The following is a 19333-nucleotide window of genomic DNA, read 5'->3' on the forward strand; positions in this document are numbered from 1 at the left end:
GCTATACCTTTGACGAACCCAGTGAAGCAAAAGTTGCTGATCAAACAAGTAATCGGCAGAATGCTGCTCGATACGGAAGCGAACGGCTGCTCGTTCTCCCTTGAGCCGCATGAGAACGGCTGGTCCGTTCGCGTCGAGCAGGTCGAACCTGCGATCGGCCGCGAGATTGAGCGGCTGGCGAGCGAGCTGAACCTGTTCTATTTTGAAGAGAATACCGCAACCGGCGAGCTGCGCAAATGGTGGCTCTATGATCTGGATCTGCCGCAGTTGGCATGGAACGCCGATGAGCGCACGCTATCGCTCGTACTCTCCTCCCGCGTTTCGTACACGAACGAACGGGTGTAGCGGCTGAAAGCATAAGGATGGCATTCACGATGGCAACGATTGACGATTTTCATAAGCTAGACATCCGGATGGGGACGATCATCGAAGCGGAGCCCTTCCCGGAAGCGCGAATCCCGGCGATCAAGCTGCGTATCGACTTGGGCCCGGTAGCAACAATGGTCAATGCTGCATTCCCACTCTCTCGATTGTGAACGCAAACCAATGACCTTGAGCGCTCAGATTACGTACCGCTATTCGCCTGAAGCGCTGATCGGCCGCCAGGTCGCCGCGGTCGTCAACTTCCCGCCGCGCAAGATCGCCGGCTTCAAGTCCGAGGTCCTCGTTCTCGGAGGCGTGCCTGATGCAGGCGATGTCGTGCTGCTGCGGACGGATGAAGCGGTACCGAACGGCACGCCGATCGCGTAGGCGATACTCGCGTATGGAGCGGGATCACGTCACGGGCGGGAGATTGCGTTCAGCCGATCGCCGATGCGTGAAGGTTGGCGCTGCTATGGTTACATACCAGGCAAAGAGAAAGGGCTGCTGCGGCAGCCCTTTTGCTTTTGTTTTGCTTTTTCTTTTACTACTACTTTACTTTGGCTCATATTATGGCAATACCGGCAGTCCCAGCACCGCCTTCCTCGCCTCCGCCCACCGCTGATTGTACTGCTCGAACGCTTGGGCTAGATCCTTCGCCGCAATCCACTCCTGAATATAGTCGCCTGACCAGAAGGTCATCTGTGCCTTGCTCGCGATCTCCAGCAGCTCGTCGGTCGGCGGCGTGCTCTCGACGTAGATCGGCTGGTAGGACTCGAATTCGTTCACTTGCAACATATTGGAGGGCTGCGTCTGGTCGACCGGGAGGAAACCCGAGTCGTTCACGTACCCGGACTCTTTCACAAAATATTCGATCCATGCCTCGGCCAATGCCTTTTTCTCGCTGAATTTGCTCACCCCGATGAACCAATCCGGGCTAAGCGGCGCATAATGCCGCGCGTCATTGTTGTACGGGAACGGGAAGTATCCGATCTCCTCCGGACTTGCCCCTGCGCCGACGATTTGGTTAATGACCCAATTTCCGCTGAAGAACATCGCCGCGCGGCCGGACGCGATCTCGCTTTTGGACGACTCCCAGTTATTCGTGATCAGATCCTGCTCGACGTAGCCGCGGGCAATGAGCGTCTTCACGATCGTGATCGCCTCGCCCCACGCATTATCCAGCTGCCAGGGCGCCTCGTTCTCCACCATTTTGTTCAAATAATCCGGATCTCCGGTCATATAGCTGACCAGAATCTCGCCCCAATCCTTCATCGGCCACTGCGCGCCGTAGTTGAGATAGACCGGCACGATGCCCGCATCCTTCAACTTCTGGCACGCCTCGTAGAACGCCTCCAGCGTCGTCGGCACCGACGTAATCCCGGCTTCGGCGAACGCCGTCTTGTTATATACGATACCTTCGGTCGACGCGCCGGTCGCTACGCCATAACGGCCGCCCTCGTACGTCTTGAAGTCCGCGAAGCGCAGCTTCTCGAACCGTTCATTGCTTAGCGGCTCAAAAAACTTCGGCAGCTCCTGGTTCGTCACATTGTTCGGCAGCAGCAGCACGTCGCCGATATTGCCCGTCGTCATCCTGACGATGATGTCGCTGACATAATTGGTCAACGCTTCGAATTCCACGCTGACGCCGGGATGAAGCGCCTCGAATCGCTCGGCATAACGCGCGAACGTCCCGTCCTCGGCCAGATCGACCCGGTTCGTGAGCACGGTGAGCGTCTGACCCTGAACGGCCGCTTCATGCGCCTTCTCTTCCTCCTTGCCAGCCTCGCCTGTCGGCTCATTCAGCTGGCAGCCTGCCAGATACAGCGCCATTGCGGCGATCAGCATCAGCCCTATAACGCGGCGGAACCATCCTTGATCCTTGCTCATAGTGGCCGATCCCCCTCCCGATACGGCAGAGTCATGACGATCTCCGTCCCTTCCCGCAGCGCGCTCGACGCCTGCAGCCCGTACCCTTGGCCGCAATGGAGCCGAATGCGCTCGCTTACATTTCGCAGGCCGATGCCGCCCGTCGAGCTCGGTTTCGGCGCCTGCCGCTCGGTTCCGCCCAAGGAGCGGTTCAACCGGGTCAGCGTCGTTTCATCCATGCCGAGTCCGTCATCCCTAATGCGGATCAGCACGTTCGGTCTCGCTTCCTCGGCCGTGATCGCAATGAGCAGCCGTGAGCTGTCATCCATGCCATGATAGATCGCGTTCTCCACGATCGGCTGCAGCGACAGCTTGATCACCGACATGCGCATCAGCTCCTCCGGCACCTCAATGACCAAGTCGAAGCGGTTCGGATAGCGGTAATTCAGCAGCTCCACATAGTTGCGCACATGGTTAAGCTCGCCGCCGAGCGTCACTTCTTCGTGCAGATCGCTAATGCTGTAACGCAGCAGCTTACCCAGGATCGAGAGCATATCGGCCGCGTCCGTATCGTCATTCAGCTCGGCCGCCATTCGGATCGATTCAAGCGTGTTGTACATGAAGTGCGGATTGATCTGGCTTTGCAGCGCCGCGAGCTCGGCTTCCTTCTTCTTCGTCTCCATCTGATAAATATCTTGAATGAGGTGGTCGATCCGGAAGATCATCCGGTTGAACTGCCGGCCGAGCTGGCCGATCTCATCCTCGCCTTTGACCGGGAACTTCACGGAGAAGTCGCCTTCCTGGACGGTGCGCATGAGGCGCATCATTTTGCGGAGAGGCTTGGTCAAGGTGAACGAGAACACGATCGAGATCAGCAGCGCGATGCCGATCGTAATGAACGTCGCAATCCACGTCACATTGCGGATGACGACCGAATTCTTCGTCAATTCGTACACCGGAATGGAGATCAGCACCTTCCAGTTCGTATCCCGCGACGTCGTATAGATGTACAGCTGGCGCTGCCCGTTCTCCTCCAGATAAAAGCTGCCCTTCTGACCCGTCGCCAGCTTCGCCATCGGCTGGCCCTTGATGTTGGTCGCCAGCAGCTGCTTGTCGCTGTCGTAGACGACATTGCCCTCCTCGTCGATGATCGTCGTCGTGCCGTGCGTCACCTCGTCCAGCTCGACGATCTGATCTTCGAACACGCTGATGTTCGCATCGACGGCGATGAGTCCGATCGGCTGCAGCGAATTGTCGATGATTTTGCGCACGACGGTGAAGGCGTATCGGACATTCTGCAAGTTGTTCGTATACTTCTGCGTACTGATGAGATGGGCTTCCCCGCCCGAATCGCGCACCTTCTCCACCCAGGCGCGATAGCTCTCCTTAATGTTGCTGCGGATGCCGCCCGCCTGCGTCGAATAGTACCCGTTGCCGTACTGGTCGAAAATATAGACCGAATTCGCGCCACGCTTAATGTTGTTGATGAACGAAATATTCCCTTCGATTCCCCGCTGAATCGAGAGCAGCAGGTCAAAATCAAGCGGCACCGCCGTCGTATCATCCCCGCTCACCTTCGCGCGCTGTTCATAGTAGCTGTTCGACGCGATCAAATTCTGCTTAATGTCGTCCTGATACGCCGGAATCGAGGAGATCCGCATCATATCCTCAATATAGTCGTCGATCCGATCCATCATGCTGCCGAGCATGTTCGTCGAATACGCGATCGTATTGTCCTCGATCGACCGCGAATAATTGCTGTACGAGATATATCCGATAAACGACAGCGGCAGCGTGATCAGCACCAGGAACACCAGCAGCAGCTTTCGTTCCATCGGCAGATTGACCACTTTCGACCGCCATCGGCTTGTACCGCTCTGGCTCATGCGCGTCGTGCTCCTCGTGGTGAGAATAGTTTGCAGGCTGTTTTATTATAGCAAAAAAGCGCTTACAGGGGGCGGGTTAGGAGAGGAATTAAGAGATTGGAGAAAATGGATATGGTCGATGGAAGGCCGTATAAGAAAAACCCTGACCGGTGGGCCAGGGCTCGAAGCAGTTCATGTGAAGCCAACGTAGTTATTGCGTTGCTGTATCGGCTTCCAGCGAGTCGACGATTTTGCCTAGTGTGGCATCTTGCGTTTTGCCGTTGCCGGAGGCAGACTCATTCTCGCTCGTTGCCGAATCAGCGGAATCACCGTTGGAATTGGATGCTGCGGTACCGGTATTCACTTGGTCCTCAGGTACGTATTCCTTGTACGGCTGGACAATCGTTTTGACCAGGTCCTTATAAGAAGGATCGTAATAAGCGATGAAGACCAAATTCAGCGTAAGATCGGTCGTTGCCTCATCTTTGACGGAAGGCTTGGTGACGTCCAACGATTCGATCGTAGTCAGACGAGTCAGTTTCTGCAGCGCTTCAATATAAGCCAACAGTTCCGAATATCGTCCTTTAATCGTTGCCGTTACTTTGAGCTCCTTCGCTCGCTCAAGCGGCGAAACCACAGCTTCTTCGGTACCTTGCCCGTCCGCAGATTCACTCGTCGTGCTTGTTTCGCTGACTTGCTCCTCTTGCGTATCCGTGGTTTCCGCCATCCATGTGGAAGAGGTCATCGTAGCCTGTGTTTCCTGCTCAATTCGCTGCAGGTCCAGCACAAGCTGCTCCGAATTATCCCACAGCGGCAATTGCGTCTGTACGGTTTCCTCCGGAAACTCGGTGGTCGTGTCCACTTGTTTTTCGCTTAGCTTCTTTTGGAGGAGATCCCGCTGTTGCTCCAAACTTAAGATTTCGGTATCTTGCTCTTCAACGCTGGAAGCAGCCGGCTTCACCACGTACATATACGCGGCGAACAACAGGAGGAAGAGCAGCGACATCATGAGCACGATCATGGTCCGGTTCTTATTCAACTGCTCCATCCGTCGTCTCCTCCTCTTCCACGGTCTTCATCGTTACGCTGTAAGACGCTTTATACGCAATTTCGGTCTTCACTTCAGTCGGCGTTGGCGTCGGCGTTTCAACCGGCACCGTAATCTCACCCGTCACCGGATCGGTAATGATCTCCGTAGCGGTATCCGTTGTGACAGCTGGCTCCGTCTCTTCAACAGTCTCTTCCTTCGTTACGGATGACATACTGACACCTTGGGCAAAAGACATTCTACGAAGATCGAATAGATAACGGGAAGCATCGCCCATGGCTTGGAAGACCGTATTAATCGTAAGTTCACCGTTCTTGGCATAGGTCAGCGAGCGTATGGAAGCTTGCTTCGGCAGCCGGTTCTCGAGCTCGTTCAGAATCGAGACCACATCGACCTGCTGCTGCTTGATCGCATCGATGACTTCTCTTGGATCCGCAGTCGTAGGCTTTTGCGAATTAATGAGTTCATTTTGCAGCAGGACAAGCTCATCGTTCAACTGCTGAACGGCAAGTTCCTTGTCGGCCAGCTCCGCTCGGCTGTTCATGTACGTGTAGCCTAGCAATCCAAGACAAGCCACCCACACAAGGGTCAGACTGACGAGCACATACGGGAACAGCCTCGCTTCCCTGTCGACCTTCGGCAGCAGATTGATTTTGAAAATACGTTCACTCGGCAGAGCGATAGCAGCGGGGAGCAGATATCCCTCATTCTGTTTGTCCGGCCCGAATCCAGGTTCAAAAGCTTCGAAGTTCGCTTCCCGAATCGAGATCTCGGGCTGTGAATCCCGAAGCGCCGTAATAAGGCCGAATTTGGCAGGTGCCGGTCCGGCTATGACAGCTTTCGTAATTCGCGATGCCCCTTCATGGAGACCGAATTGATAGAAGTTAAGCATACGGGAAAGCTCAGCCGTTAACTCCGCAAGCTGATATTCGTTCAGCTTGCCGGCTTCATGTTCCATATTCTCGCTCAGATTGATGGCTCGCATGAACAACGGCGTGCCTTCATGGAACAGGTACACTTCCAGGGCCGTATCCGTTATGTTGACGATCATCGTCTCGCTAATCGGTTCGAACTGCTGCGCGAAGATCGACTTGGCCATCGCGGCCGCCGCGATCTCGGCGCCTTTGACTTGAAGCCCCGCCTCATGCAGCATATCCGATGCCGTATCGATCCACTTACGCGGCGCCGCGAAGATCAATACCTGCGTGCTTTCGTCGTCCTCGCTTATTTTCACGTAATCGTAGACCGGCTCTTCGAACGGGAGGTGAAGCGTCGTTTCCACTTCCAGTTCGATAAGATGGCGCAGTTCCTTCGCGTTTGTCGTCGGGATGCGCATTTTGCGAACAATAATTTGCGAAGTTGGGACCGCAAGCGTTACCGATGATCCCTTTAGCTTTTCTTTCTTAATCCAATCCTTAAGAGCCAGTCGTAAGCTTTCTTCGTTCAGAATCTGATCATCGACGATTAGTCCTTCCGGAAGCGGAAGAAACCCTGTACGATCGATGGCCCAGCCTTTCTTCTTCCGAATCGAAGCATAACGTACGCCGGATTGCTCAATCGTTAAGCCAATGCGTTTGGCCATGTGTGCTGTTCACCTCCCGTTACGAAATAAGTGATAAATAACTGTTCAATAATTGGTCGCCGTAGCAATAAGCCAGAAGCGTGCCGAGCGCCAGGAACGGTCCGAACGGAATCGGCTGTTTGCGCTTTACGATGCGAAGTGCTAACAACGGACCTCCAATGAGGGTGCCAACGAGGCAAGCCAAGAACAGTGCGATAAGAATGAGTTTGTAGCCGACCACTAGCCCTAAGACCGCAAGCAGCTTAGCGTCACCGAGACCCATGCCTCCACGTGAAAGCAGAATGACCAGCACAATTACACCGCCCCCTACAAGCGCCCCGAGCAAGTACTCCCATAGCGGTAAATCATGATGGTAGACTCGCAATACAGCCAGAAACGGTAAGAATGCCAATAAAATGGTGTTCGGAATCAGTTGGTACTTCAGATCCGATACCGTAATGATGACGGACAAACTGACGAGCAGCAGTCCCATGAGCATGTCTAGCGTAAAACCGAATCTGAGGTACATACCTGCGAATAACAGTCCTGTGAGCAGTTCCCCTAGCGGGTAGACGAACGAAACGCCCGCACCGCAGTGACGGCATTTGCCCTTGGATAGCACGTAGCTGAGCACCGGAACGAGATCCCGCCTGCGAAGCTGCGTCCCGCAGCTCGTGCAATGTGAAGGTGGATGAACAACCGATTGCTTCGCAGGTACTCGAAGGCCGACTACGTTGTAAAAGGAGCCACAGGCTAGGCCTAAGATGAAGAGGTAGATCGCAATGGCGATTGTCATAAGTCATCCACTTTCCAATGTAATGAGAAAGGAACCGGAACAAAAGTCCGGTTCCTTTAAGAGCAAGAATAGTTTTATTCGCCTTTAATTAGTTTTGTTGCATCATATTCTGTTCCTGAATCATCAGATTTGGTAGTATCATCTAAAGTTACACTATCAACTTCGCCACCAGTAAATTCAACAATAGTATTCGCACCGTCCAACGGTTTTTTAGTGCTAGGAAGAGTGAGATTATCATCAAGATACCCTGCGGCTTGTAATTGAGTTAGAGTAACGTCAGTATCGCCGATTTCGCCGTTTTTCTCACCAATAGCATATAAACGTGCAGCATCGTAAATTTGCCTTGCGGTTGATAGATCTGCATTAGTACGAGACTTAGTTATAATATTACCTATCAACGGAACCGCAATAGCCGCAATAATACCAAGGATAACGATAACCGCGAGCAACTCGATCAGGGTAAAGCCTTTCTCATTCTTCTTCAGACGTTTCATTGCTGTTGCTAACATCTTTCATTCCTCCTACAAATCTAAATAATATTGTCGGCCAGCGCCACCCTAGCTGGCCATTTGGTCGTACAAGCTGAACATCGGTAACATAATGGCGGCAACGATCAGACCAACGACTCCGGCAAGAAACACGAGCAATAATGGTTCAATCAGCGATTTCAAACGGTCAACCGTATTCTCGACGTCCATCTCGTAGAAATCCGCTACCTTGGAGAGCATGAGATCAAGCGATCCAGTCTCTTCGCCAATCGCGATCATCTGCGTTACTAACGGAGGAAACACCCACGCCTTCTTGAGCGGATCGGAGAGCGGGTTACCTTTGCGCAGCGAATCGGCCGATTGACGAATATATTTGCTGACTACTTTATTATCGACAATCTCTTCGACAATTGTTAGCGCCTGAAGCATAGGAACTGCACTGGCATAAAGCGATGACATCGTTCTAGCCATCTGCGCAATTACGCCCTTCTGCGATAGCTTCCCGAACACGGGTAGCTTCAACTTCACGACATCAATATAGTAGGCTCCTATAGGAGTCCTTCTCACCAAGAAATAAGCAACTAGTATAGCAACCAGACCTATTACCCAAAAATACCATTGGTTCGAGATACTATTACTTAGCGCCATGACCGCTTTCGTAATTGCGGGCAATTCAGCATCCATGGATTCGAACATCGTCACGAACTGCGGCACAACCGCTTTCAGCAAATAAATAACAGCTGCGATCGCCAACAATCCTACTACGGTCGGATACGTCAGCGCAGACTTGATCTTCTCCCGCGTCATATGCTGCTTCTCAAAGAAGATGGCTAGACGCTCAAGCGTACCCTCAATATCGCCGGACTCTTCACCTGCTCGAATCATGTTCGTGAACATCGAAGGAAAGATCTTCTTGTGCTCCATGACCGACATCGAGAAGGCATTCCCGCGCAGCAAACTCGCATGGACCTCGGTCAGCGCCTTCTTGAGCGGCTTGCTCTCGGTCTGCATCGCAAGAATGTGGGTCGCATCGAGAATCGTAACGCCCGCGCGTATTAGCGTGGCAAACTGGCGACAATAGATAATGAAATGTTGGACCTTTACCGGATTACCGATATAGATGTCCATATTCAGAATCGTATTGCGCTCTTCTTCGACGGACAACACGACGAGTCCGCGTTTGCGAAGCTCCTCGACTGCGGACGACTTGTCTACGGCCGTCATCTTACCCTTCAGCTGCTTGCCGCTGCCGCTCTTCACATGATAAGCGAACTGTGCCATTAGTGGACACCTTCAGTCAGGTAAGCACGCGCGGTCATCGGGTCGATGATTCCTTGCTGCATGAGCTCTTTGAGCGTCGCTTCCAACGTGTGCATACCAGCTGCACGCCCTGTCTGCATGACGCTCTTGATCTGATGAATTTTCTCCGTTCGAATCAAGTTAGCTACAGCTGGCGTGTTCATCATAATTTCCGTTGCGCACACACGGCCTTGTCCGCCTGCACGCGGCAGCAAACGCTGCGAGATTACCGCGAGGAGCACGGCTGCAAGCTGTGATCGAACTTGTCCTTGCTGATGCGACGGGAAAGCGTCGATAATCCGGTCAATCGTCTGTGGCGCATCCGTCGTATGCAACGTGCCGAACACCAAGTGGCCCGTCTCAGCCGCCGTGACCGCTGCCGAGATCGTCTCCAGATCACGCATCTCGCCTACCAGAATAACATCCGGATCTTGGCGAAGCGCGGCACGAAGGCCATTGGCGAAACTCTTCGTATCGTTACCTACTTCACGTTGATCCACAACCGAAGCTGCATGCGTATGAAGGAATTCAATCGGATCCTCCAACGTGACGATATGCTTCTTCTGCGTCCGGTTAATATGATCGAGCATCGCTGCAAGCGTAGAGGACTTCCCACTGCCGGTCGGTCCGGTAACCAGCACGAGACCTTGATGTCTGTTGGTTAACGTACTAATAACCGGCGGCAGTTGTAGCTGCTCCAGCGACGGAATCTTCGTCGGAATCGTCCGAATCGCTACGCTGACCCGTCCGCGCTGGCGGTACGCATTAATCCGGTAACGCGAACAACCCTCCAACTCGTACGAGAAGTCGATCTCCCCGTTCGCTTCAAAACGTTCCATTTGTTCTCCGTTCAACAAAGCTCGCGCCATCGCGCTGGAAGCTTCCGCCGTGATCGGTTCGTCCCCGACTCGCTGCAAGGTACCATGCACGCGCAATACGGGAGGTGAGCCTACCGAAAGATGCAGGTCCGAGGCCTTACTCTCATGCGTCCGGCGCAATAAATCTAGAATCTGCTGCAAAGCTTCAGCCATCTCTTTCTTCCTCCCTTCTCTTAGTGTGTCATCGTCTCCCGCAGCACTTCTTGAACCGAAGTAATACCTCTGACCGCTTTGTCTAGCCCATCGTCCATCAGTTGGATTAACCCGCTGTCCGCAGCAGCTTTGCGCAGGTCTGCGAGAGTCCCTTCCATACTGATCAACTGGCGGATCTCATCGTTAATGCCGAGCACTTCATGAATCGCTACACGGCCGCGATAACCTGTTTTGTTGCAGTTCCCGCACCCTGCTCCGCGATACAGCTTGTCTGCATGGAATCCGTGCTGCTGCAAGAAAATAAGTTCCTGTTCGCTAGGTTCGTACGCTGTCTTGCAGTCCGGACATACCCGGCGGACCAGACGCTGCGCCACTACGCCAACGAGCGAGGACGCGATCAGATAAGGCGCCACGCCCATGTCACGGAAACGCGTAACCGTGCCGACGGAGTCATTCGTATGCAAGGTCGATAATACCAAGTGGCCCGTAAGCGAGGCGCGGATAGCAATCTCGGCTGTCTCCGAATCACGAATCTCGCCGACCATGACAATGTTCGGGTCTTGACGGAGAATCGAACGCAGGCCCGTTGCGAACGTAAGGCCGATCTGAGGACTTACATGGACTTGGTTAATCCCTTCGAGCTGATACTCGACCGGATCCTCGATCGTAATGACGTTCACGTCTTCTTTATTCAAATGCTGCAGTGCGGAATACAAGGTCGTCGTTTTACCGCTGCCCGTCGGTCCGGTGATGAGAATAATCCCATAAGGAACGGTAATCATATCTTTGAACACATTGTAATTTCTCGTACCGAAGCCCAGCTGGTCAATCGGTTTGACACCGACGCTTAAGTCCAGAATCCGCAAGACAATCTTCTCGCCGTGAATCGTCGGGAGCGAGGATACGCGAATATCGATCGTCTTAAAATCCACCTGCATCTTAATCCGGCCATCTTGAGGAAGCCGGCGTTCTGCGATATTCAGCTTCGCCATGATTTTCAGACGCGCCGTAATGAACCCCTGCATCTGCTTCGGAATCATCCGCTCCGTCCGCAACACACCATCCTGCCGGTAACGAATCATGACGTTGGTTTCCGCCGGGTCCACGTGAATATCGGATACTTGAAGCTGTACGGCCTGTTGGATCATCTGATTCACAAGGCGTACGACCGGCGAATCCTCATCCGTAATCTCCGTCTCCCGAATCTCTTCGGCCGTTGTCGGCAACTCTCCCATGATCAGGGTCATGGAGTCCTGAAGACCATAATGGCGAGCGATTGCGCGTTGCAGCTCATCCTTACTAGAGATTGCAGGTTCAATCCGGAACCCGGTCGACATGCGAAGTTCTTCGATCGCGAAGTAGTCGAGCGGATCGGCCATCGCTACGAGAAGCTTGCCGCCTTCTTTCTGTAGCGGAATCGCTTGGTAACGCCTCGCCAAACTCTCCGGTATAATCTGCGTGATCGAAGGGTCGATCTGATATTTGAATAAGCTTACGTGAGGGATGCCGAGCTGAAATTCCAATACTTGGATCAACTGCTGCTCCGTGATGTAACCTTGCGAAATCAGAAGGTCACCAAGCTTCTGCTTCGTCTTGGCTTGCTCCCGCAAAGCTTCCTGAAGCTGTTCTTCCGAGATGACGCTGCTCTCGACGAGCAAATCCCCCAACCGTTTCTTCTTGACGGTACTCACTCTCGTCCACCTTCCTCTTACAGTCGTTCTCTTAACTTTATCGGCAACGTCATATCAGAAAAGAAGTAGGACTATATAACTATATTTTCAGGTATAAAGACCACATATTATTTGTCGAATTAAGTCGTAATTTACCAAATTGTATCAATCTATTTTTTGCACTGAAATAATTATAACCTTAAGCCGATATATTAGACAATATACGACTTAAATCTTCTTTTCTCTCTATGTTTTAACACGCCTAACGATGTATAATAGTAGCTAAGTAAGGAGTAGTACTTTTGAACTGTATCATTTTGTAACATTACACTTGTTTATCTATGGATAAGATGGATTGGGGAGGATATGCAAATGAGGTTAAGCCTTCAGAAAATGATCGCCAGCCTTCTTGTCGTGAGCTTGTTAACGACGCTAATCTCGGTTCCCGGATACGGGATCAAGGAAGCGGATGCTTCAACGACGACATATTATGCGATTAAGGCGAGTAACTCGAAGTATGTAACCGTAGGGAGCGACAAGGTTCTGTATGCGAATAGCAGCAGTGTCGGCAATGCTGCTCAATGGTTTGAATTAGTATCGATTAACGGCGGCAGCACTTATTATCTGAAATCAAAACAGACCGGATATTATGTAGGTTACCCGTCTAGTGACCCGAGGACGCTGACAGCGGATAAATCGTCTTCAGACTCTAACCTAGCGATTGCGACACTATCATCTGAAACGCTGACCATTAAAATATCCTACACGAGTAAAAATAAAACTATCACAAGATACGCGGAAGTCAGCTCTTCGAATACGTTAGTGGCCAGCTCAGACAGTGCCGTTAACTTCTATCACGCTACTAAAGTATCCCGCATACTTGAAGTAACCGACAGCGGCACATCCGATCTGCAATCCATCATCGGCTACAAAGCCAACTATCTGCTCGATACGATGAGCATGAAGCGCTTCGTCGCCCTCCGCGGCGAGCTCGATGGCAAATATGATGCGATCTACATCGGCAAAGGCTTCTATAACCCTTCGAAACTAGGTTTATTAACAACAACCAGCACCCGTACGGCTGGGCATAAGACCGTGAATATGACGAATGATATCACCGCCTTGAAGGCCAATGAAATAATTGATGACTTCATTAACAAAGGCCAGCTCGTCTTTCTCTACAGCGACTCGTCTGCCAATAGCAGCAAAGGAAGCGGTTTGCTTTATCAAGCACAGGTCGATCAGCAAACAGGGTCATTCTTATCCTACTCACAGGGTATCCTATACAACAGCTTCTTCAGATACAGCCAGAACGCAACCAAGAAAAGTAACGTCATCTTCTTAACTTCAACGACGCTGTCCAATTTGGCAACGACTTTGTCCGGCACGGCTTATAGCAATCTATTGAATCAAGATCCGAAGCTGATCATCGATTCGAAGCCGGTGGACTATACGACGGATGCAAGCACTATCTATCGAGCAGGCGACACCATTACCTTCAACTTTACGGTTCCGAACAGCTCGAACTTCACGTCCGGGAATGTCGCTGCGAATCTGTACCTGGGACTTGATTCCGCCAAAGCCTTCTCCGCCGATCAGGTCGTCGCGTCGACAACGGTGTCCGGCACGAGCGGCACCGTATCCTATACGCTGCCAAAAGGCTATTCGGGCCTCTACTATTGGAAGCTAGAGCTCGTCGACCAGTCTAGCAAGCTGAAAAGCTATGAGACCGGCGTCTTCCGTTATCGTGATCAAGTGACGAACGTTCGCGTTCTGCAAGTGACTCATGACAAAAGCATGGTCAGCAGCTTGAATAGAGCCGCGAATCTAACACAGTCCTATCTATCGAGCAATGATTACAAGATCAGCATCAACGTTGTATCGATGGAGGCATTTAACTCGACCGAATACAGGAACTTAAACGGTAATTATGACATGCTGATCTTTGGCTTCCGTGATAATTACAATACGGCTTCTACGTTGAGCACGACTGCCGCTGCGGCCGTCACCAGCTTTATCAATACGGGTCAGAGCGTGATGTTTACGCATGACACCATCTATAACAGCGAGCCATGGCTTACCTCTTTCCAAGCCGCTACCGGACAAATTACGCCAAGAACAGAAATCGGCAGAGGCGCTAATAACCCTTCCACAACCGTTGCGCAAGTGAACTCCGGGCTTCTCACCGAGTTCCCTTTCAATCTGGAGAATTCAACGCCATCTGTCGCAACGACGCATGACCAATACTGGACACTTGACCTCGAGGATGAAAACGTCACGCCGTGGTACAACATGACCAGCGCTTCTGGCGATACGTATCAACGGGATCCTAATGACAGCTGGTATCATTACTATACGTATTCCAAAGGCAATGTCACTTACTCGGGTACTGGCCATATCTTTTACGACTCTACCTTGACAGACGCTTTTCCGGATTGGGAAGAGAAGCTGTTCGTCAATACGATGTACCGTGCATATATGGGCTCTAACCATGCGCCGACGGTAACGGTCTACAGCCCAACGGACTACTCGTCCACGACGGACAATTTTATTCCGAGCTATCAGGATATTTCGCTCAGTTTCATGCCGGAGGATTATGATTTTGCCGACCGCAAGCTGAATGTCGACGTGAAAGTCATCGTCAATGGCACTACCGTAAGCAGCTCCAGCTTTACGCAGTCTGATGCGGTATCCGGCTCGACGATTACGAAGACGATTGCCAATCCGCTTCCGGATGGCGGCAATTTTTCCATTCAGATTACCGTTACGGACAGCACGGGCGCTCAAGTTACCAAGACGATCCCGATCACCGTTAAGAAGATCTCGTCTTATCTGACGTTGAATCGGACAACTTCCGATCTGATGACCAACAATCGTCTAGAGAAGAACGCAACCGCAACGCTGAACTATACCGCAACGCCAAAAGCGATTGCATCATCGACGGCGCTCAACGCGTCAAGCCTGGTCATTCGAGATATATCGTTCTCCGAGAAGCTTCCGGCCGGACTTGAAATCACGAGTCTTCCTAGCGGGATGACGAGATCGGGTACCGTAACAACCGGTTATACCGTGAGCGGTACGTTCACCAATATCGCTTACTCGCTCTCAGGTTCGAATTACGTGGCTTCGCCGATTTCCTTTGCCATTGGCGTAAAGCCCGTGCAGAACGGAGCCTTTACATTAAACAGCTCTACCCTGACGTACAAGGATGTTGGCGAAACAGATTCGATGACACTGCCTTTCCCAACGATCTCGTTCGATGCCATTACGAAGCTGACAAGCCTAAGCATTAGCGGAACCGAGGTGGCGAAAGGCGATCAATATTTGATGATTCCAACTTATGCGCCTTCGGATGCCACGTCGCCGAGCTTCAGCTGGACATCATCCAATACGAATGTAGCCACAATCAACGCCTCTACCGGCCTGCTTACGGCAGTTGCGACAGGTACAACGACAATTACGGTTGTTGACGCCATCACCGGTAAGAGCGCGACTGCCACTGTTACGGTTATTGAGAGAGGTCTCAGCATAACCGGCAGCGACACGGTCCCTGTGGGCGGTACGATTGAATTGACAGGCCGGCTGCTTATTCCGACCTATGAAAGTACCGTAAGCAGTTCGCTCCAGTGGACCCAGGCAACCGGCACCGGTTCGGCAACGCTGGCTGCGTCGACCGACATTTGGAAGCGGCAGTTGTCCGGCACAACTGCCGGTACCGTGAACGTAACGCTTACCGTTAATACGCTGGACTCGCTAACCGAGGAGATTAAGACCTACACCGTTACGAAAACAATTACGGTGACACCAAAAATTACAAATATTAGCCTTGCGAATGCGCAGATTGCGGTGGGCGATCAATTGACCATGGTTCCAACGGTTACGCCTTCAACCGCAGATAAGAGCTTCTTGACGTTTACATCGTCGAATGCTTCTGTCGCATCCATTAGCTCGACGTCTGGATTACTGACAGCTAATGCGGTGGGCACGGCGACCATAACCGTCACAGACGCTAACAGCGGCGTCAACGCGACGGCTACCGTGACCGTCATTGACCGCACGCTTACCCTTGCAGGTAACGATACGGTTAATTTCAACAGTACGACGAACTTAACGGGCACATTGACCAAACCGTCCTACGAATCGGTGCAGACCGTTGCGTGGACAAGCTCCAATAGCGCTATAGCTACCGTCGCGGCTAGCGCCTCGAACAACATGATCGGCGTTGTGACCGGGGTCGCATCCGGTACAGTAACGATCACGCTGACGGTTACGACTACGAATACATTGACGAATACAACGAGAACGTACACCGCGACGAAAGAAATTACGGTCAGCCGGAAGCTGACGAGCCTTTCCCTGAGTGACGCGCAGGTCGCTGTCGGCGATACGTTTACGATGAGCCCGATTTACACGCCTACATCCGGCGCTTCGTTTACCACTGCGTATACGTCGTCTAACACAAGCGTCGCTACTATTAATGCCATGACAGGCGTGCTTACTGCCATTACTCCAGGTACAACGACGATCACAGTGACGGATTCCATCAGCGGCTTGAGTGCACCGGCAACCGTAACGGTCATCGCGAGAGCCTTGACAATAACGGGGAACAGCTCCGTATTCGTGGGCGATAAGCTGGATCTGACTGGTACGTTGACGAAACCTTCTTACGAAACGATCGTCAGCAATGGCATTACATGGACCAGCTCGGATACCACAAAGGCTACTGTATCGGCAAACACGTCCAATACGATGAACGGAGTCGTAACAGGCGTTGCTCCAGGCACCGTTACGATTACTCAGACCATTAAGACAACAAACACGATTACGGGCGCTGAGAGAACGTATACGGAGACCAAAGACATTGCGATTAATCAAAAACTTACGAATCTGACGCTAAGCGATGCGCAAGTAGCTGTTGGCGATACCTATACGATGATTCCTGTACGGACGCCTGCTACGGCTAACTCGTACAGTCTTACGTACACATCGTCCAACACGGACATTGCATCCATCGATAGCTCAACTGGCGTTCTGACTGCAAAGGCAGCAGGCACAACGACCATTACCGTTCGGGATAACATAAGCGGACTGAGCACTACAGCTACAGTTACCGTCATTACAAGAGACCATAGTATTCTTGGCAATGATATCGTGGATACAGGCAAAGCAATCTCGCTGACGGGGATCTTGACCCTTCCTCCGTATGAAACGATAGTCAGCAGTTCGTGGAGTTCCTCCAATCCTGCAATCGCGACAATTGCTGCGACGACCGGCAATACGATGAGAAGCGAAGTGAACGGGATCGCAGGCGGCGTCATCACGGTGATGCATACGGTAACAACAAGAAACAGCCTGACCAACACGTCGAAAACCTACACGCTAACAAAAGACATCACGGTGAGACAGTTAGTAACGGCGCTGACCTTAGATAACGTCACCGTCGCTGTAGGCGATCAGTATCCGATGGCGGCTGCTTACACGCCTGCCAATGCGGACGTATCTCAGCTGACGTACACGTCATCGAACCCGGCAATTGCGACGATCAATGCGGGGACGGGCAGCGTAACAGCCATTGCAAACGGCACAACGACGATTACGGTTAAAGATGCCTTAAGCGGTGAATCTGCTACGGCGACCGTCACCGTCATTACGAGAGGTCTGGCCATTACCGGCAGCAACATCGTGAATGTTGGGGATTCGATTCAGCTTGCAGGCACATTGACCAAGCCTTCTTATGAAACGCTAGTCAACAGCACCTGGACTTCTTCCGTTCCAACGATCGGACGAGCGAACGCTGCGAGCGGCGACCCTATGAAGAGCGATGTTACTGGTGTTGCCTCAGGCGCCATTACGGTGAAACAGACCGTAACGACCAGCAACAGCTTGACCAACTCGACGAACACCTATACGCAAGAAATGGTTATCACGGTAAAGCAGCCGCTTACCGCAATTACCATCAGTGATGTGCAAGTGGCTGCCGGTGACCAATATCCGATGGAAGCCGCTCTAGTACCTGCAACAGCTGACACTTACTTGCTTACGTACACATCATCGAACACGGCTGTAGCAACCATTGATCCTTCTACCGGATCACTAACTGCAGTTAGAGAAGGTACGACGACCATAACGGTAAGGGATGCGACTACAGGATTAAGCGATACGGCTACCGTTACGGTTATTACGAGAAAACTGGTCATCACCGGAGATGATGCGGTAATCATCGGCGATACGATCTTATTAACGGGCACCTTAACGAAAGCCTCCTATGAGACTTTGATCAGCTCGAGCTGGCAGTCTTCGAACATCTTGAGGGCAACTGCCTCCAAGAATACGAATGATTCCATGAAGGGAAATATATTGGGCATTCTACCTGGTGCCGTAACGATTACGCAGACCGTTACAACGAAGAACAATCTGACCAACGCGACGGTCACTTACACGGAAACAAAGGTCGTCACGGTTGGCCAACCTTCGCTTAAGTTGAGCGGTTTAACTCAGATTGGCGTCGGCGACGTTCTCCCGCTCACAGCACAGCTCGTTTCATCCGCTACATCGATTCTGGACAGTACGGGTCTTATCGAGTCTGTCTCATGGAGCGGTGCGGGATCGCTTGGTTCGATGCCAAGCAGCAGCGGCACTTCGCTGACGAATCAATTGAAAGCGACAGCAGCCGGATCAACTACGATTACGGCAACCGTGAAGTTAGTCGGCGATATTACGCTAACGGCTTCACTCCCGATCACCATTCTGGATCGCGCGCTATCGATTAGCAGCGTAAACGATAAGCTTCCAGCCGGCGGCAGCGTAATACCAAGCCTGGACTGGATCAAGGATGCCGGAAAGCCAAGCTGGGCAAGCAATTATTTGCCGACATGGGGAGCTGAAGATTCAACGATTAATGGGATTGTTGTAGATAAAACTACGGGTAAAGTTACGGCGCCGAAAGGGACTGCCGGGGAATTCACACTCGTTGCCGCCGTTCAATCTCCTGCCGGCAAAGTTTTCGAAGTCGCTAAAACCGTGACCATCGTAAACCTGACCAGCGTGACGGTCACCCTCGACGCAGGAAGCACGAAAGACTTGAAGGATTACATTCAGATTTACCCGCTTAATGTAGCCTCAGGACTGCTCTCGCAGCTGACATTCCCTACGATCAATACGGGGGTTGCTGCTGTAACGGCCACAGGTAAAGTCACCGGGATTAAGCAAGGCACGACGACCGTATCAGTTACCTTGCCTGCACTCGGAATCACCTTGAAGCTTACCATTGTCGTGAAGAATAAAGACAAATATTAAGCGATCTCGATGAACGGTTTACGCCTTGGCGTAAGCCGTTTTTTTTTGCT

The 19333-nt window shown here is 52.0% G+C and carries 11 protein-coding genes and 1 pseudogene; 3 read left to right on the forward strand and 9 right to left on the reverse strand.

Annotated features, from left to right (window positions below):
• The first annotated feature begins 9 nt into the window (after nucleotides 1-9).
• Both FHS18_RS03680 and FHS18_RS03685 read left to right on the forward strand, forming a co-directional pair.
• Nucleotides 10-345 (forward strand): hypothetical protein, encoded by a 336-nt coding sequence (locus FHS18_RS03680; protein ID WP_183597060.1) that lies wholly within the window; start codon nucleotides 10-12, stop codon nucleotides 343-345.
• A 29-nt stretch (nucleotides 346-374) separates the two neighbouring features.
• Nucleotides 375-750, forward strand: a pseudogene (locus FHS18_RS03685) (tRNA-binding protein).
• Between the two features lie 180 nt (nucleotides 751-930).
• Here the strand turns inward: FHS18_RS03685 and FHS18_RS03690 are convergent.
• The 9 genes from FHS18_RS03690 to FHS18_RS03730 all read right to left on the reverse strand — a co-directional run bounded on the left by FHS18_RS03690 (nucleotide 931) and on the right by FHS18_RS03730 (nucleotide 12008).
• Entirely contained in the window at nucleotides 931-2250 is a 1320-nt protein-coding gene (locus FHS18_RS03690; RefSeq protein WP_183597062.1) for an ABC transporter substrate-binding protein, read from the reverse strand.
• Entirely contained in the window at nucleotides 2247-4115 is a 1869-nt protein-coding gene (locus tag FHS18_RS03695) for a cache domain-containing sensor histidine kinase (RefSeq protein WP_183597064.1), read from the reverse strand. Before FHS18_RS03695 ends, FHS18_RS03690 begins: the two co-directional genes overlap by 4 nt.
• A gap of 190 nt (nucleotides 4116-4305) precedes the next feature.
• Complete coding sequence (locus tag FHS18_RS03700) at nucleotides 4306-5142, reverse strand: hypothetical protein (RefSeq protein WP_183597066.1); 837 nt, start codon at nucleotides 5140-5142, stop codon at nucleotides 4306-4308.
• The gene (gene pilM / locus FHS18_RS03705) at nucleotides 5126-6724 is read right to left on the reverse strand and encodes a pilus assembly protein PilM (protein WP_183597068.1); all 1599 of its coding nucleotides are present in this window, start codon (nucleotides 6722-6724) and stop codon (nucleotides 5126-5128) included. Before pilM ends, FHS18_RS03700 begins: the two co-directional genes overlap by 17 nt.
• A gap of 19 nt (nucleotides 6725-6743) precedes the next feature.
• Complete coding sequence (locus FHS18_RS03710) at nucleotides 6744-7499, reverse strand: prepilin peptidase (protein WP_183597070.1); 756 nt, start codon at nucleotides 7497-7499, stop codon at nucleotides 6744-6746.
• A 74-nt stretch (nucleotides 7500-7573) separates the two neighbouring features.
• Nucleotides 7574-8008, reverse strand: a complete 435-nt coding sequence (locus FHS18_RS34850) for a type II secretion system protein (RefSeq protein ID WP_183597072.1) — start codon at nucleotides 8006-8008, stop codon at nucleotides 7574-7576.
• A 48-nt stretch (nucleotides 8009-8056) separates the two neighbouring features.
• Nucleotides 8057-9268: a type II secretion system F family protein gene (locus FHS18_RS03720; protein WP_183597073.1), complete on the reverse strand. Its 1212-nt coding sequence runs from the start codon at nucleotides 9266-9268 to the stop codon at nucleotides 8057-8059.
• On the reverse strand, nucleotides 9268-10317 hold the full coding sequence (locus FHS18_RS03725; RefSeq protein ID WP_183597075.1) for a type IV pilus twitching motility protein PilT: 1050 nt from the start codon (nucleotides 10315-10317) through the stop codon (nucleotides 9268-9270). Before FHS18_RS03725 ends, FHS18_RS03720 begins: the two co-directional genes overlap by 1 nt.
• A 20-nt stretch (nucleotides 10318-10337) precedes the next feature.
• A complete protein-coding gene (locus FHS18_RS03730; RefSeq protein WP_183597077.1) occupies nucleotides 10338-12008 on the reverse strand; it encodes an ATPase, T2SS/T4P/T4SS family in 1671 nt (556 codons plus the stop codon).
• A gap of 351 nt (nucleotides 12009-12359) precedes the next feature.
• Between FHS18_RS03730 and FHS18_RS03735 the strand changes: the two genes are divergently transcribed.
• Nucleotides 12360-19283 (forward strand): Ig-like domain-containing protein, encoded by a 6924-nt coding sequence (locus FHS18_RS03735; protein WP_183597079.1) that lies wholly within the window; start codon nucleotides 12360-12362, stop codon nucleotides 19281-19283.
• The last annotated feature ends 50 nt before the right edge of the window (nucleotides 19284-19333 follow it).

Source organism: Paenibacillus phyllosphaerae, assembly GCF_014192105.1.
Classification (GTDB): Bacteria; Bacillota; Bacilli; order Paenibacillales; family Paenibacillaceae; genus Paenibacillus_Z; species Paenibacillus_Z phyllosphaerae.

Coding starts and splice junctions, on each gene's coding strand:
- FHS18_RS03690 (WP_183597062.1), bottom strand. CDS start 2,250: ATGAGCAAGGATCAAGGATGGTTCCGCCGCGTTATAGGGCTGATGCTG.
- FHS18_RS03695 (WP_183597064.1), bottom strand. CDS start 4,115: ATGAGCCAGAGCGGTACAAGCCGATGGCGGTCGAAAGTGGTCAATCTG.
- FHS18_RS03700 (WP_183597066.1), bottom strand. CDS start 5,142: ATGGAGCAGTTGAATAAGAACCGGACCATGATCGTGCTCATGATGTCG.
- pilM (WP_183597068.1), bottom strand. CDS start 6,724: ATGGCCAAACGCATTGGCTTAACGATTGAGCAATCCGGCGTACGTTAT.
- FHS18_RS03710 (WP_183597070.1), bottom strand. CDS start 7,499: ATGACAATCGCCATTGCGATCTACCTCTTCATCTTAGGCCTAGCCTGT.
- FHS18_RS34850 (WP_183597072.1), bottom strand. CDS start 8,008: ATGTTAGCAACAGCAATGAAACGTCTGAAGAAGAATGAGAAAGGCTTT.
- FHS18_RS03720 (WP_183597073.1), bottom strand. CDS start 9,268: ATGGCACAGTTCGCTTATCATGTGAAGAGCGGCAGCGGCAAGCAGCTG.
- FHS18_RS03725 (WP_183597075.1), bottom strand. CDS start 10,317: ATGGCTGAAGCTTTGCAGCAGATTCTAGATTTATTGCGCCGGACGCAT.
- FHS18_RS03735 (WP_183597079.1), top strand. CDS start 12,360: ATGAGGTTAAGCCTTCAGAAAATGATCGCCAGCCTTCTTGTCGTGAGC.